We start from the raw sequence: 15,216 nt of genomic DNA on the forward strand, positions 1-15,216 counted from the left end.
GGCCGAGTTGCCGCTGGTCGAGATGGCGAGCAGCACAGCACCCGCCGCGCCATGTGCCTCGACCTGGCGTGAAAACACCGTGTCGAAGCCGTAATCATTGCCCCAGGCGGTCAGCACCGCCGCATTGGCCGGTAGCGCGATGACGTGGTAGGCCTTGCGCTCCTTCAGGAAGCGGCCGACCAGTTCGCCGGCGATGTGGATGGCGTCGCTGGCCGAACCGCCATTGCCGCAGATCAGCAGCGCCTTGCCTTGCGAAAGCGCCGCGACGACGGCCGTCACCGCCCGCTCCATCTCGCTGGTGAGGTCGCGCTCGACCATCGCGGTGATCGCGGCCGCCGAGCGGACCAGGTATTCGTTCAGTTCGGACATGAAAACCTCAGTTTGTACTGCCGGCGCGCAACTTGCCGATCGTGCCGGTCGTGCTCTTGCCGACGACGAGATCGACCAGCACGACGCGGCCGCCCGCCTTTTGCACGATTTCGGCACCGACCACCTGATCGATCGTATAGTCGGCGCCCTTGACCAGTATGTCGGGCTTGAGCGCCTCGATCAGCGCGAGCGGCGTGTCCTCCTCGAAGACGACGACGGCATCGACCGAGGCAAGCGCCGCCAGCACGCAGGCCCGGTCATGCTCGTCGTTGACCGGGCGCCCTGGCCCTTTTAGCCGGCGCACCGAGGCATCGCTGTTGAGGCCGAGAACCAGTCGGTCGCATTGGCTGCGTGCCGCATGCAAAAGGCTGACATGGCCGGCGTGAAGGATATCGAAGCAGCCATTGGTGAAACCGACGCTCAGGCCTTCGTCCTTCCACGTCGCCACCAACCGTGCGGCGGCAGCGGCATCGAGGATCGCGTCCTTGTGGGCAATCGGTCCGTGCGAGCGAAACAGCGCGCCGGTAAGCTCTTCGACCGTCAGCCGCGCGGTGCCGCGCTTTCCAACCACCACGCCACCCGCCGCGTTGGCAATGGCGGCGGCAATGACGCGGTCGGCGCCGGAAGCCAGAGCCAGCGCAAACGTCGCGATGACAGTATCGCCGGCGCCTGAAACGTCGAACACTTCCCGCGCCTGCGTGGCGATGTGGCGGGCATCGTCCGAGCTGACGACGCTCATGCCCTTTTCGCTGCGCGTCGCGACGACGAAATCGAAGCCGTGTGCCGAGATCAGCTCACGTGCCGCGGCCACGATCTCGTCATCGCCAAACACCGCGCGTCCGACCGCTTCGCCAAGTTCCTTGCGATTGGGCGTGATAGCCGTCGCCCCGGCATAGCACGCATAATCGCGGCCCTTGGGGTCGACGAGCACCGGCTTTCCCGCCTCGCGGCAGATCGAGATCAGCTCGCCAGCGACGCCGTCGAGCAACATGCCCTTGCCGTAGTCGGACAGGATAACGATGTCGGCTTGCGCGAGCGCGGCGCGGAAATGCCGGATCAGCGTCGCCCGCTCCGCGTCGCTCAGCGGCTTGATTTCCTCTTCGTCGAAGCGCAGCACCTGCTGGTTGAGCGCGCTGAAGCGGCTTTTCGACGAGGTCATCCGGTTCGCGTCCTGCGCGAGGCCGCCAGTGTCGACGCCAAACTCGGCGAGAATGCGCATCAGATTGTCGCCGGCCTGATCGGCGCCGATCACCGAGACCGGTATCGCGGCGGCCCCGAGCGAGACGATGTTGGCGACGACATTGCCGGCGCCGCCCATCGCCGACGTTTCGCCACGCCCGCGCAGCACCGGAATGGGCGCTTCAGGCGAAATCCGCTCGATGACGCCGTTGACGAAACGGTCGAGAATGAAGTCGCCGACCACCAGCACGGTGACGTTGCCGAATCGCGAGATGGCGCGGTGAAGGGGTTCGGGAGAAGGCAGGTATTGCTCGCTCATGTCATCCGCGACGTGCAATGAGAGCCGGTCCCGATGTGAAAACGCTGGACTGGCAGGGCTGGTCGTTCATGGCGAAGCCGATATACCGCAATTCGGCCCAGCGCAACGGCAGGCGCGCCGAGCGGATCACAGCCAACGCCGGTTGACGGATCAGCTTTTCTGCAAAACCACATGAACGCCCAATCCGACGAGCACCGCACCGCCTGCACGCCGCATGAGGCGCTGCGCGTGGCTCGAGCGCCGCAGCCTGGTGACCATCGCACCTGCCAGCACCACGCACATGACATCCGCCGAAGAGAACATCAGATTGACGATCGTCCCGAGGACAAGGAATTGGAGCCAGACGGGAAATGTCGCCGACGCGTCGATGAATTGCGGCAGGAACGCCATGAAGAAGATCGCTGTCTTGGGATTGAGCACCTCGACGGTGATGCTCTCGAAAAAGGCGCGGCGGGCGGATTTCGGCTCAATGCCCGGCATAACAGCATCGTCTTGCGCCCTGGCGCGGAACAGCGAGACGCCCAGCCAGATCAGATAGAGTGCGCCGGCCAGTTTCACCACAACGTAGAGCGTCGGCACGGCGTGGAAAAGCACGGACAACCCGGCTGCGGCCGCAATGACATGCACATAGCCGCCAAGATGGATACCCAACGCCGCCGTCAAGCCGGACCAACGGCCGCGCGCCATGGTTTGTGCAGCAGCGTAAAGCATCGCCGGACCGGGGATGTAGGCAAAGATCGCGGTAGTGGCGAAAAAGGCGATGAGCAGTTCGGTCGACGGCATTGCCTTGCTCCTGTCACGCTTCGCCGGTGGATCGCCGACTGAAGCGAGAGCTTTGCGGCGGCACTGTGGCGCTCATCCAACCGCCGGATTGCGACCTGCTTTATCGACAGCCTCGCAAGCCTCCCCTATAAGGGCCGGAATCGGCATAAGATACCAGAGGCTTTCATGATCATCGTTACGGGCGGCGCCGGCATGATCGGCTCAAACATCGTCGCCGCGCTCAATGCCGAAGGGATCAGCGACATCGTCGTCGTCGACGACCTGACCGACGGCCACAAGATCGCCAATCTCGCCGACCTCCAGATCGCCGATTATCTCGACAAGGACGATTTCCTGCCGCGGATGGAGGCCGGGGACCTCGGCCGCATCGAGGCCGTCTTTCACCAGGGCGCCTGCTCGACCACCACCGAATGGAACGGCAAGTTCATGATGGAGGTGAACTACGCCTATTCGAAGCGGCTGCTGCATGCCTGCCTGGCACTGCGGCTGCCTTTCCTCTATGCCTCCTCAGCTTCGGTCTACGGCGGCGGCGCCGAGTTTCGCGAGGAGCCGGAATGCGAGCGCCCGCTCAATGCCTATGCCTACTCAAAGAAGCTGTTCGACGACTATGTCCGCCGCACCGTCTTCGATACCGATCATTCGCCGGTGGCGGGCCTGCGCTATTTCAACGTCTATGGGCCACGGGAGGCGCACAAGGGCGCCATGGCCTCGGTCGCCTTCCATCTGTTCAATCAGGTCGAGCAAGGCCAGAACCCGAAACTGTTCGGCGCCTATGACGGTTTCGGACCTGGCGAGCAGAGCCGCGATTTCATCCATGTCGGCGATGTCGCCGACGTCAATCTGTGGTTGTGGAAACGGGGCTCAAGCGGCATCTTCAACTGCGGCACCGGCCTTGCCCAGCCGTTCCGCGCCATTGCCGAAACGGTGATCGGCACGCTGGGCAAAGGCGAGATCGAGTTCATCGACTTCCCCGACCATCTCAAGGGCAGCTACCAGAGTTTTACGCAAGCTGATATGTCCCGGTTGCGCGCCGCCGGTTACAATGGTCAGTTTCGCACAGTGGAAACCGGCGTCAGAGACTATGTCGAATGGCTGAAAGCCCAACGATCCTCGTGATCGGCCCACGCTGGGTGGGCGACATGGTGATGGCGCAGTGCCTGTTCTCGGCGCTAAGAGAGCTTCACCCGCACGCCGCGATCGATGTGCTGGCCCCGGCATGGGCGGCGCCACTGGTCAAGCGCATGCCCGAAATACGCCAGCAGATCGACCTGCCGCTGAAATCCGGCGCGCTGGAATTCCGCATGCGAAGGCGCTTCGGCCGCCTGCTGCGCGGCCACTACGGCATCGCCTATGTCATGCCTGGGAGCTGGAAGTCGGCGCTCGTCCCGTTCTTTGCCCGCATTCCGCGCCGCGTCGGCCATCTCAAGGAAATGCGCTACGGGCTGCTGACCGATATCGTTCCCTTGCCCGACCATTTGAAACGGCGCACGGCGCAGGCCTATTTCGGCCTCGCGCAAGGAGGCACGTTCCGCGCTCCCAAGCTCGCTGTCGATACAAAAAACCAGACGGAATTGCTGGGCCGCTTCGGGCTGGAGGCGAAAAAATTTGTCGCGCTGATGCCCGGCGCCGAGTTCGGGCCCGCCAAACGCTGGCCGAGCGAACGCTATGCCGGCCTTGCCCGCGACATGATGACCAAAGGTTTTGAGGTCGCGCTGTTCGGATCGAAGAACGACGCCGACGTAACGGCGGAAATCGCCACGCTTGCACCTGGCGTCATCGATCTCGCCGGCCAGACGCGGCTGGAGGACGCCATCGACCTGATCTCCGCGGCCAGGCTTGCGGTGTCGAACGACAGTGGGCTGATGCATGTTGCCGCCGCGGTCGGCACGCCGATCGTTGCCGTCTACGGCTCGACCTCGCCGCAGAATACGCCGCCCCTCGCCGAGCAGCGCGAACTGGTCTGGCTCGGCCTGTCCTGTTCGCCCTGCCACCGGAAAATCTGCCCGCTCGACCATCTCAATTGCCTGAGTACGCTCGAGGTGGCACAGGTCGCGGCAGCGGCGGAACGGCTGCTGGAAATGCCGGCCGCCGCATGAGGGTACTCATCGTTAAGACATCCTCGATGGGTGACGTCATCCACACCTTTCCGGCCGTCGAGGATGCGCGCCGCAACCGGCCGGATGTGTCGCTCGACTGGTGTGTGGAAGAGGCTTTTGCCGGCATCGTGGCGCTGCATCCGGCGATCGCAACCATCCAAACAGTGGCAATCCGGCGCTGGCGCACAAGCCCACTCGGCCGCGGCACATGGCGCGAGGCAGCGGGATTGCGCCGCGCCTTGCGGGATTGCCGCTACGATCTCGTCGTCGACGCGCAAGGATTGCTGAAGTCGGCCCTGGTGGCGAAACAGGCCGCGGCGCCGATCGCCGGCTTCGACCGGTCGAGCGCTCGCGAGCCTTCGGCGACTTTGTTCTACGACCGCCGCTACGCTGTGCCGCGCGATCTGCACGCCATAGAACGCACAAGGCGGCTGTTCGGGCTGGCGCTCGGCTATGAACCGGATTTTTCCGGGCTCGAATCCGGCATCGTGCCGCCGGCCGGCGGTTCGAATTTTGTCGGCGAAAAAACCGCCTTCCTGCTGCATGGCACCAGCCGCGAGGACAAGAAATGGCCGGTCGGCGACTGGATCGAAACTGCCCGGCTTCTCGTGGGAAGAGGAATGACGCCGGTCACCACCTGGTCTAACGACAGGGAAAAGGCGATTGCCGAGGCGATCGCCCGAGCCGTTCCGCAGACCGTGCTGGTGCCGAAATCACCGCTTGCCGAGATCGCCGCGATCATCGGCCGATCGGTGCTGGTCATCGGCGCGGACACCGGTCTCACCCACCTCGCCAGTGCCTTCGGCCTGCCGACGGTCGCGGTGTTTCTGGCGACAGAACCCGGCCTGACCGGCCCGCGCGGGCCGTTCTCGTCAACGCTGCTGGCCGCGCCCGGCGGCCGTGTCGTGCCTGCGGAAGTGGTGGCGGAGGCAGAGAGACTTATGGAGCGCCAAGCGCACGATCTGACAACCGGAAGACGTTGATTTATTGAATCAATCTAAATGGAAAGGTCGGCGCCGCCCCTCATCCGCCTGCCGACAATGAGGGGCAGCGCAAACCTCGGGCTAAAACAGTGCGATTCAGGAACAAATCCTGCCCGCTCAACCCCTAGATGAACTGCACCTGGACGATCTCATAGCCCCGCGCACCGCCTGGCGCGTTGACCTCGATCGCATCGCCGACTTCCTTGCCGATCAGCGCCCGCGCGATCGGCGAGGAGATCGAGATGCGGCCCGACTTCACATCCGCTTCCTGGTCGCCGACGATCTGGTAGGTCTTCTTCTCTTCCGTGTCCTCGTCGACCAGCACCACGGTCGCGCCGAACTTGACCTTTTCGCCGCTGAGCTTGGTGACATCGATCACCTCGGCACGGGCGATGAAGTCCTCGAGCTCATTGACGCGACCCTCATTGAGGCTCTGCGCCTCTTTCGCCGCGTGGTACTCGGCATTCTCGGAAAGATCGCCATGCGAGCGCGCTTCGGAGATCGCTTCGATGATGCGCGGCCGCTCTTCCTGCTGGCGCCAGCGCAGTTCTTCCTTCAATGACGCGAACCCCTCGCCTGTCATCGGGACCTTGTTCATGATGCCTGACCTTTCCTGCCGCCGCCCCCGCATTCCGGGAGCGACCTTGTCGATGGGTACAAAAAGAAAACGGTCCGGCAGCCTCGGGCTAACGGAACCGTCTCACCGCAATTTCCCCCAATATAGCAATCTTCGTGGGTTTTTCACGCCAAAAAATCGGTTTTGAAAAATTCACCCGCCCTTTTTTTGAAATGCCGTCACGGCAGCACGGCTGGCCGGGCGAGCGGTAAAAAGAACCGGCTGCGATTGCTCACAGCCGGAGTGAGGAGCGTTTTGGGCTTCGAATCAGCTCTTCATGAAACGGTCTATCTGCTCAGACAGCATGCCGTATTCACGAGATCCCTTGCCGGTGCGCTTCTCGATCTCGCGGAGCTGTTCCTGGGCGCCGGCAAGATCGCCGATCTGCAGATGCGCCTCGCCGAGATATTCACGTACCAGCGTATAGTTCGGATCGATGCGCAGCGCTTCCTCGTAATAGCCGAGACCGACGGTGACGCGTCCGGAATGGCGGTGCGAGTAGCCGAGGTAGTTGAGGATGCGAGGATCTTTCTTGTCCGCAGCCAGGCTGAGCACGGCGATCGCCTCGTCATAACGTCCGGCCATCGCCAGCGCGCGGCCGGCTTCATAGATGTTGTCGTCGTCCAGCATGCCTTGCTTGGGCGCAACGCATTTCTTCAGCTTCTTGTCCCAGACCATGCCTTTCTTGCACTGTGTCGTCTGTCCGCCATCGCCACCGCCTCCACCTTCGCCGGCCGAAAACACCGGAACAGCAAATAGCGGCAGGGCGGCAACCGCCAGAACCTGGATCAGCAATCGTCTGCGCATCTAATCCTCCTTGAAGCATGACAATGCAGGACTAACGCCGGGCAAAAGCCGTTTCATCCCGGAAAAAAGTCATGGCCATTGAAAGCTTTTTGAGCGGTCCGCGCCAGTCGGAAAATTGAAGCGCCGAACATGACGTGACGAGCGCTGCAAATTCGCTATCATCCAGCAAACGGCAACGGAGTATGCGGAGAAGGCCAGTGCAGCGGCGCCTTGAAAAGGAATGGGAGCTTTCGATCGGTCCCGACACCGTGCGCCTGTTCATCCTCAAGGCGAAGGCGCTGAGCGCCGCCGTCAACGAAGACTATGCCGATGGCGCCGAGCACGAGGTCGAACTCGACGGCGAGGCGCATGACAATCATCATCATGACGGTCTCGTCGAGGAAAGTTCCGAAGACCTCACCGAAGAAGAATTGCGCGAACTGATCAACGACCTCAATGTCGACGAGGCGGCCGAACTCGTCGCCCTCGCCTGGGTTGGCCGCGGCGACTATGACGCCTCGGAATGGGCGGACGCGCTGACGGCCGCCCGCGAGCGCGCCAACAAGCGCACGGCGAAATATCTGCTCGGCATGCCGCTCTTGGCCGACTGGCTGGAGGAAGGGCTGGAAGCGATCGGTGCGTAACACCGCGGTTACCGTTCGTGATCGGCCAAAACTCTCGTTCAGGCAACTTCCGCATTCGCTCACCGTTAACGGCGGATGGCGGCGCTGACCCCTCCCACATTGATCAGATTGGCCACATTGATCAGATTGGCCACATTGATCAGATTGGCGCTGCCTTTGGCGGCGGCGGTGCTGTCCGCAGGATCGGCCCTCGCCCAAGCTCCGGAATTGCCTGATACCGCGCCCGTCCCGGAGCTCAATCAGTCGCAATCGGCGCAAGAGGCCGCGCCTGCCGACGTGCCGATCCCCGAACCGCGCCCGGCGGATGAGCCAAAGGCTGATCAACCTGCGACCGACAAAATGGACCAGCAGACGTCGGACCAGCATAAGGAAGCCCTGCCGGAGCCGCCGGCAATCGCTCCAACGCCGAGCGAAAAGCCCGCCGAGGCCGAACCACCGGCCGCCACCACGAAACCACCGGAGAAGCCGGCGCAAGCGCAGGAGAAAGAAATCCCTCCCGACCCGCGCTCGGCCTCTGTGCCGCAGGAGAATATGCCGGACGAGGAACTTGCTTGCCGCAGGCGGCTGAAGTCGATGGGTGTCGACTTCGAGGAACGCAAGGCCGAGCACGATGCGGCGGTCGGCTGCTCTATCCCCTATCCGATCGCGCTGAAGACGCTGGGCAAGTCATTGGATATCAGCCCCGAAACCGAGCTGAACTGCCAGATGGCCGAGGCCGCCGCGCGCTTCGCTACCGATATCATCCAGCCGACGGCCAAGGCCGAGCTCGGCGCCGAACTGAAGTCGGTCGGCCAGGCATCCGCCTTTGTCTGCCGACAACGCAATGGCGGCGGGAAATTGTCGGAGCACGCCTTCGGCAATGCGCTCGATATCGCGAGCTTCACCTTGTCGAACGGGAGAAGGATCGACGTCGGCCCAGTGCCGCCGGAAGAGGACGCGAAATTCCTGAACGCGGTGCGCAAGGCAGCCTGCGGACCGTTCAAGACCGTGCTCGGCCCGGGCAGCGATGCGGATCATTCGCAGCATCTCCATCTCGATCTTGCACCGCGCCGCAACGGCGGCACCTTCTGCCAGTGACGACCGACATGCGCGCCGCAATTTGGCCGCAGCCGTAAACGCGGCCGCTGATTTTTCCTTTACTCTTGGCGGTTAAGCTCTGTCTCATCTGATCATGGTCGCGAACCGCAGGTCCGCGTCAGCGAAAAGTGGGATCCGGTTTTCGGGGAAAGATCATGATCAAACAACGAGACAGAGCCTGATCGGGATCAGGCTCGGGGACAGGGATCTTGTCGATGGCCGGGATATTTCGCGCCGCGCTTGTCGCCGTGCGGCAAACCAGACGCGCGCGCATGTTTGCCGGCGCGCTTGCCATCACAGCGATCTCGGCATGCACCACCGGCAGCGTACTTTCGCTGGAACCGGCCGTCGATGTCGGCAGCCAGACATCAGCCGTTCCGAACTACGCGGGCATGCAGCGCCTCGTCCCGTCCAACCCATACATGACCGCCGCCTATCCGCGCATGGACGAGCCGATGGCGCCAACCGAACAGATGCCGGCCAGCGAGCTCGACTGCCGCAAGGAATTGAAGCGCCTGGGCGTCGTCTACACCGACCTTGCGCCGATCCGCGAAGGCCAGTGCGGCATCGACTATCCAGTCAAGGTCTCGGCTGTCGGCAGCATCGGGATGAAGCCGGCCGCGACACTGACCTGCGACATGGCTGCCACCTTCGCCGGCTGGACCAGGAATGAACTCGTCCCGTCCGCCCGCTGGCGTTATTTCTCCGGCGTCAAGACCATTCGCCAGGGCTCGAGCTATTCCTGCCGCAGGATAGCCGGCGAACGCACGCTGTCGGAGCACGGCAAGGGCAACGCGCTCGACGTCATGAGCATCGAACTCGGCAATGGCAAGGAAATCGACGTGCGCAAGCCCGGCCTGTTCGCCTTCCGCACCCGCGGCTTCCTCAACACTGTGCGCGCCGACGGCTGCCAGTATTTCACCACAGTGCTCGGCCCCGGCTACAATTACGATCACCGCAACCATTTCCATTTCGACATCAAGAACCGCAGGAACGGCTACCGCGCCTGCCGCTGAGCCCGAGCGATGCCCACTGCCCAAGTTCTGCGCCGCCGCGTAGAATGACGCCACATAAGGTGATGCCGTATCGCCTGGGTGGTATCCTCGTGAGCCGACGAAGCCTTCGACGACGCGCAACGATTTGGCTGGTGGCGTTCTGTGCCGGCTATCTCGTGCTCGCCTATTTCGCCGCACCGGAATTCTGGACCCTGCGGGACCGCAACTTCCGAACGCAGCGCTTCGAGATGGTGACGCACACGCCGCAGGGCATTGCGGGCGATCCGATCAATGTCGGCCTCGTCGGTACCAAAAAAGAGCTGGTCCACGCCTTCGCCGTCGCCGGATGGGACACGGCCGACGCCCTCACGCTGAAGACCGCGATCGAGATCGGCGAAAGCGTGCTGTTCGATCGGCCTTATCCCGACGCGCCGGTCAGCCGGTTGTTATTCGAAGGCCGTGCACAGGATCTCGCCTTCGAGAAGCCGGTCGGCAACAGTGCCGACCGGCGTCATCACGTCCGCTTCTGGCAGACAGATGCGACCGGAGACGATGGCCGGCCGCTCTGGCTGGGTGCGGCAACCTTCGATCGCGGCGTCGGCCTCAGCCACGACACCGGCGCGATCACCCACCATATCGGTCCCGACATCGACGCCGAGCGCGACTTCCTGATCCGCGAGCTTTCTGCCGCAGGCATGCTGATCTCGACCAGCGAGATATCAGGCATCGGTGCGACAAAGACCGGGCGCAATGGCGGCGGTGATCCCTATTTCACCGACGGCAAGGCGGTAGTGGGCGTGCTGCTGCAGTTGCCGTAGGCGCAAGACGAGCCGCTGGCCTCCGGCTCATCGTCGCCCTGATCGAGCATTTTTCGTCGCCACCATGGGATCCCGTGCGAGATGGTTGCGCCCGCCGCCATGAAAAATGACGTCCATCTATTTTCGAAGACCTCGCCGCAATGCTATTGACCCCTCATGCTTTACGCTGAAATCGCTATCGTGGTCGTCCTCATCTGCGTGAACGGCCTTCTGGCAATGTCCGAGCTTGCCATCGTCTCGTCACGGCCTGCCCGCCTCATGGCGATGATCGACCGCAACGTGACGGGTGCCGGACGCGCCTTGGCGCTCGGCTCCAATCCAGGCAAATTCCTGTCGTCCGTGCAGATCGGCATCACTCTGGTCGGTGTTTTGTCAGGCGCCTTTTCCGGCGCCACGCTTGGTGAGCGGCTGTCCGCGTTCCTGACATCGACCGGCATCCGCGAAAGCCTTGCCGACCCGATCGGCGTCGGCATCGTCGTCGCCCTCATCACCTACTTCTCGCTCATCATCGGCGAACTGGTGCCCAAGCAGATCGCGCTGCGCGATCCCGAACGCGTCGCCGCCAGGGTTGCTCCGGCGATGACCATCCTTGCCACCGTCTCGGCGCCGCTGGTCTTCCTGCTCGACATTTCCGGCCGCGCTATGCTGTGGCTGCTTGGCCAACGCGGTGAAAGCGAGGAGAAGGTCACCGACGAGGAGATCAAGATGCTGGTCGCCGAGGCCGAGCATCACGGCACCATCGAATCCGACGAGCGGCGCATGATCGCCGGCGTCATGCGGCTCGGCGACCGCGCCGTCCGCGCGGTGATGACGCCGCGCACCGAGGTCGATTGGATCAACCTGCAGTCCGACGACGTGGCGACCCGCAAGCTCTTGATGGAGACCCAGCATTCGCGCCTGCCAGCCGGCGATGGCAGTGTCGACGCCATGATCGGCGTCGTCCAGACCCGCGACGTGCTGGCCGCGATGCTTGGCGGTCGCGCACTCGACCCGCGCCGGCACGTGCGCACCGCTCCCATCGTCCATGACCAGGCCGACGCGCTGGATGTCCTTTCGACACTCAAGGAATCCAACGTGCCGATGGCGCTGGTCCATGACGAATACGGCCATTTCGAAGGCATTGTCACCCCGGCGGACATACTGGAAGCCATCACCGGCGTCTTCCGGGCGGACCTCGACGCCGGCGACGAGGAAAACGCCGTCAAACGCGAGGACGGCTCATGGCTGCTCGCCGGCTACATGCAGGCCGACGAGATGGCGGACGTTCTCGGCATCGACCTGCCCGAGAATCGCGACTACGAGACCGTCGCCGGTTACGTGCTGTCGCACATGCACCACCTCCCGGCGACCGGCGAATGCGTGGATGCGCAGGGCTGGCGCTTCGAGGTCGTCGACCTCGACGGCCGCCGCATCGACAAGCTCATCGCCACGCGCCTGCCCGGCGGCCATCGCGAAGTGCGCTAATAATCAACACGATGTCTGGGCCTGTTCGCAAGCAGGGATGAGCCTGTTCCGGTTAGCTCCTAGTGGTGGTGCCCGTCTTGCTCCGGCAAGGATATTCCGAAAACCCGCACCAAATCGGCGACCTGTTCCGGCGATAGGTAGCGGGGGTTGAGGCCGCGTAACAGCAGATAGAGCTTTGCGGTTTCTTCCAGCTCCTCGGTAGCGAATACGGCTGCCTCGAGCGTTTCGCCCGCGACCACGGGACCGTGGTTTGCCAGCAGGACCGAGGAGTAGCGCCCGGCGAGGCCCTTGATCGCAGCGACAACCGCCGGGTCGCCTGGGCGATGATAGGACACCAGCGCGGTTTGTCCGGCGCGCATCAGGTAGTAGGGCGTCATCGGCGGCAGCACCGCCTTGGGATCTATTTCCGGCAGCATGGAAAGGGCGACCGCGTGGGTCGAGTGCAGGTGCACGATGGCGCGCGCCTCTGCCCTCGTCTGATAGAGCGCAGTATGCAATGGAATTTCCTTGGTCGGCGCATCGCCGGAGGTCAGCCGGCCTTGCGCATCGAGGCGTGAAATTCGGGCAGGATCCAGGAATCCTAGTGAGGCATTGGTGGGTGTGACCAGCCAGCCGCCATCATCGAGCCGCAGGCTGATATTGCCTGACGATCCCGGCGTCAGCCCGCGCTCGAACAACGACCGCCCGAAGCGGCAGATATCGTCCCTCAGCTTGGTTTCAGTCACGTCGTCGCCCCTTCAATCAGCTCGAACCCGATATCGACCACTGCGGATGGCCCATCGGAGCAGACGAGCCGTGCTCCGATCTCACCGACGGTCACTCGCGGCGTCAGGATGGTCGAAAGTGGCTGCGGCGCACTTCTGGCGACATCGAGACCGTTGTAGCCGAAGATCGCCAGCCGGTCCGGTATGGTGATGCCGTGGGCGAGACAGTGGAAATAGCCGCCGATCGCCATGTCGTCGTTGGAGAAGTAAACCGCATCCAGATCGGGACAACGCTCCAGCAATCGAGCCAGCCCGTCACGCCCGGCTTCGATCGAGGACGCGGCAGGAATGATTTCTTCTCCAATGACGCTCAGCCCGGCTTCGCCCAGGGCCGCGCGAAACGATGCGAAACGCTTGGCCGCGCGAAGGTCTAGGCTGAGGTCGTGGCCGACGTAGCCAATGCAGCGATAGCCACGCGATACCAAATGCTGAGCGCTTGCCCGGCCTGCCTTGCGGTTGGAAAAGCCCACCACAATGTCGATGCCCTCGCCATCGGTATCGAGCAATTCGGCCACTCTGATGCGGGCGTTCCGCAGCATGGCTCCGGTGCGCTCGGTGTGCTCGAGCCCCGCTACCATCATCCCGGCTGGACGCCAGCTGAGGAGTGACTCGATGACGCTCTCCTCTCGCTCCAGATCGTAATCGGTCACCGCGACGACAGGTTGGAAGCCGGCGCTGACCAGTACCGTATTGGCGCCGCGCAGCACATCCGGAAAGACGATGTTGCTTAGCGAAGGTATGACGACACCGACGAGCTTGGACCCCATGGAGGCCAAGGTTCCCGCGATCCGGTTTGGCACATAGCCGAGGCTCCGCGCGGCAGTGAGTACACTCTCGCGTGTCTTGGGCGAGAAGGAACCATGCCCGCGCAACACGCGCGAGGCGGTACTTTCACCGACGCCAGCCGCGCGCGCAACGTCGGTGAGGGTTATCATCGCACCGGTTTGCGTACCTTGTTCTGCTTCGCTCTGCATTCCAGTTTCTCAGCTCGATGCGTCGGTACGACTCCAATTCCTGACGCTTCTTTTGTCACATCAAGGCGCCGCACTCAACAGAAACTGGCAGCGCTGCCACTTTTCGTTTGGCAGCGCTGCCATTCTCGTGCTATCGGACTATGCAAGCGCTGCCAAAATTCAGCCGGGGGCGTGAGACCCTGAGGGACCACCCCTACGCTATGGGAGGAAACAGATGACGATACTAACCCCGACGCTTCCGGCGGAGGCCGGAGCAGAAAACGACATCAAAAGGAATGCCTACAGAAAAGTCTTCTGGCCGCAATTCTAGTGGTTGGCGCGATCGTGGTGCTGACGGTCCCACCCAAACTGGTCAACCGCTAGCCGAACCGCCTCATGCAGGGAGTTTCCATTATGACCACCAACGACAAGCAGAAGGATATCCCAGCTGCAGCCGCACTACGGGTCGCGGTTATCGGCCTCGGTTCGATGGGGTTTGGGATGGCGACGTCGCTTCGCCGCGCCGGGTTCGAGGTGACGGGCTTCGACGTCAACGAGCAGGTGGTGGCGCGCTTTGTCGCCACCGGCGGCCGGGGGGCACAAACCCCCGCCCAGGCCGCCCAGGCCGCGGACGTCGTGGTTTCAGTCGTCGTCAATGCGGCGCAGACCGAAGCGATCCTCTTCGGCGCGGATGGGGCGGCCGAAACCTTGTCAGAGGGCGCGGTGTTCGTCTCCTCAGCCACCATGGATCCTGACGTTGCCCGCAATCTGGCCGCCCGGCTGGAAACCACCGGACGGCTCTATCTCGACGCCCCAATCAGCGGTGGGTCGGTCCGTGCGGCCGAAGGCGCCCTCACCATCCTGGCCTCTGGCAGCGCCGCCGCCTTTGCCAGGGCGCGGCCCGCACTCGACGCGATGGCAACCAAGCTTTATGAACTTGGAGATGAACCGGGCGTCGGCGCGGCATTCAAGATGATAAACCAGTTGCTCGCCGGTGTGCATATCGCGGCAGCGAGCGAAGCCATCGCCTTGGCCGCACGGCAAGGGCTCGATATTCGCAAGGTCTACGAGGTCATCACCGCCTCGGCCGGCAATTCATGGATGTTCGAGAACCGGATTCCGCACGTGCTCGACGGCGACTATGCCCCACGCAGCGCCGTCGACATTTTCGTCAAGGATCTCGGTATCATCCAGGATATGGCGCGCAGCGCCAAGTTCCCCGTGCCGGTCGCGGCCGCAGCGCTGCAGATGTTCCTGATGACCTCGGCGGCCGGGATGGGGCGCGATGACGATGCCTCGGTCGCCCGACTCTACGCACGGATCACGGGCACCGACTTGCCCGGCGAACCGCAAACCTGACCAGGACCGGA

The 15,216-nt window shown here is 63.3% G+C and carries 17 protein-coding genes; 10 read left to right on the plus strand and 7 right to left on the minus strand.

Going from position 1 to position 15,216, the window contains the following annotated elements; genetic code table 11:
* Together EOA78_RS25400 and rfaE1 are read right to left on the minus strand one after the other, a co-directional pair.
* Positions 1-369: SIS domain-containing protein (locus tag EOA78_RS25400; protein WP_127317511.1), on the minus strand; the 369-nt coding region annotated here is incomplete at its 3' end.
* A gap of 7 nt (positions 370-376) precedes the next feature.
* Positions 377-1,867, minus strand: a complete 1,491-nt coding sequence (gene rfaE1 / locus EOA78_RS25405) for a D-glycero-beta-D-manno-heptose-7-phosphate kinase (RefSeq protein WP_127317512.1) — start codon at positions 1,865-1,867, stop codon at positions 377-379.
* A gap of 17 nt (positions 1,868-1,884) precedes the next feature.
* Here rfaE1 and EOA78_RS37760 point away from each other — a divergent pair, with 17 nt between their 5' ends.
* Positions 1,885-2,013, plus strand: coding sequence for a hypothetical protein (locus EOA78_RS37760; protein WP_281034068.1), 129 nt, complete (start codon positions 1,885-1,887; stop codon positions 2,011-2,013).
* 4 nt (positions 2,014-2,017) lie between these two features.
* On the opposite strand, the gene EOA78_RS25410 is transcribed toward EOA78_RS37760, so the two are convergent.
* Positions 2,018-2,650, minus strand: a complete 633-nt coding sequence (locus EOA78_RS25410; protein ID WP_127317513.1) for a LysE family translocator — start codon at positions 2,648-2,650, stop codon at positions 2,018-2,020.
* A gap of 165 nt (positions 2,651-2,815) precedes the next feature.
* Between EOA78_RS25410 and rfaD the strand changes: the two genes are divergently transcribed.
* The 3 genes from rfaD to waaC are packed head-to-tail and all read left to right on the plus strand — an operon-like array spanning position 2,816 to position 5,729.
* Complete coding sequence (gene rfaD, locus EOA78_RS25415; protein ID WP_127317514.1) at positions 2,816-3,766, plus strand: ADP-glyceromanno-heptose 6-epimerase; 951 nt, start codon at positions 2,816-2,818, stop codon at positions 3,764-3,766.
* On the plus strand, positions 3,739-4,746 hold the full coding sequence (waaF, locus tag EOA78_RS25420) for a lipopolysaccharide heptosyltransferase II (protein WP_127317515.1): 1,008 nt from the start codon (positions 3,739-3,741) through the stop codon (positions 4,744-4,746). Before rfaD ends, waaF begins: the two co-directional genes overlap by 28 nt.
* Entirely contained in the window at positions 4,743-5,729 is a 987-nt protein-coding gene (gene waaC / locus EOA78_RS25425; RefSeq protein WP_127317516.1) for a lipopolysaccharide heptosyltransferase I, read from the plus strand. The genes waaF and waaC overlap by 4 nt, the downstream gene beginning before the upstream one ends.
* A 124-nt stretch (positions 5,730-5,853) precedes the next feature.
* Here waaC and greA read toward each other — a convergent pair whose 3' ends face one another.
* Positions 5,854-6,327: a transcription elongation factor GreA gene (gene greA / locus EOA78_RS25430; protein ID WP_065012064.1), complete on the minus strand. Its 474-nt coding sequence runs from the start codon at positions 6,325-6,327 to the stop codon at positions 5,854-5,856.
* A 285-nt stretch (positions 6,328-6,612) separates the two neighbouring features.
* Positions 6,613-7,152, minus strand: a complete 540-nt coding sequence (locus EOA78_RS25435; protein WP_127317517.1) for a tetratricopeptide repeat protein — start codon at positions 7,150-7,152, stop codon at positions 6,613-6,615.
* Between the two features lie 197 nt (positions 7,153-7,349).
* On the opposite strand from EOA78_RS25435, the gene EOA78_RS25440 reads away from it, so the two are divergent.
* The 5 genes from EOA78_RS25440 to EOA78_RS25460 all read left to right on the plus strand — a co-directional run bounded on the left by EOA78_RS25440 (position 7,350) and on the right by EOA78_RS25460 (position 12,129).
* A complete protein-coding gene (locus tag EOA78_RS25440; RefSeq protein ID WP_095491539.1) occupies positions 7,350-7,775 on the plus strand; it encodes a DUF3775 domain-containing protein in 426 nt (141 codons plus the stop codon).
* Positions 7,776-7,877: 102 nt separating this feature from the next.
* Positions 7,878-8,852 (plus strand): extensin family protein, encoded by a 975-nt coding sequence (locus tag EOA78_RS25445; RefSeq protein WP_245477742.1) that lies wholly within the window; start codon positions 7,878-7,880, stop codon positions 8,850-8,852.
* Positions 8,853-9,067: 215 nt separating this feature from the next.
* On the plus strand, positions 9,068-9,868 hold the full coding sequence (locus EOA78_RS25450) for an extensin family protein (RefSeq protein WP_127317519.1): 801 nt from the start codon (positions 9,068-9,070) through the stop codon (positions 9,866-9,868).
* An 89-nt stretch (positions 9,869-9,957) separates the two neighbouring features.
* Entirely contained in the window at positions 9,958-10,665 is a 708-nt protein-coding gene (locus EOA78_RS25455; RefSeq protein WP_127317520.1) for an LssY C-terminal domain-containing protein, read from the plus strand.
* A 156-nt stretch (positions 10,666-10,821) separates the two neighbouring features.
* Complete coding sequence (locus tag EOA78_RS25460; protein ID WP_127317521.1) at positions 10,822-12,129, plus strand: hemolysin family protein; 1,308 nt, start codon at positions 10,822-10,824, stop codon at positions 12,127-12,129.
* Between the two features lie 59 nt (positions 12,130-12,188).
* On the opposite strand, the gene EOA78_RS25465 is transcribed toward EOA78_RS25460, so the two are convergent.
* Both EOA78_RS25465 and EOA78_RS25470 read right to left on the minus strand, forming a co-directional pair.
* Positions 12,189-12,854 carry an aldolase gene (locus EOA78_RS25465; RefSeq protein ID WP_127317522.1) on the minus strand — a complete coding sequence of 222 codons (666 nt, stop codon included), beginning with the start codon at positions 12,852-12,854 and terminating at the stop codon, positions 12,189-12,191.
* Positions 12,851-13,867, minus strand: a complete 1,017-nt coding sequence (locus EOA78_RS25470; RefSeq protein ID WP_127317523.1) for a LacI family DNA-binding transcriptional regulator — start codon at positions 13,865-13,867, stop codon at positions 12,851-12,853. The genes EOA78_RS25465 and EOA78_RS25470 overlap by 4 nt, the downstream gene beginning before the upstream one ends.
* Before the next feature lie 393 nt (positions 13,868-14,260).
* On the opposite strand from EOA78_RS25470, the gene ltnD reads away from it, so the two are divergent.
* Complete coding sequence (ltnD, locus tag EOA78_RS25475; RefSeq protein WP_127317524.1) at positions 14,261-15,205, plus strand: L-threonate dehydrogenase; 945 nt, start codon at positions 14,261-14,263, stop codon at positions 15,203-15,205.
* Positions 15,206-15,216: the final 11 nt, after the last annotated feature.

Source organism: Mesorhizobium sp. M5C.F.Cr.IN.023.01.1.1, assembly GCF_003997585.1.
Lineage (GTDB): Bacteria > Pseudomonadota > Alphaproteobacteria > Rhizobiales > Rhizobiaceae > Mesorhizobium > Mesorhizobium wenxiniae.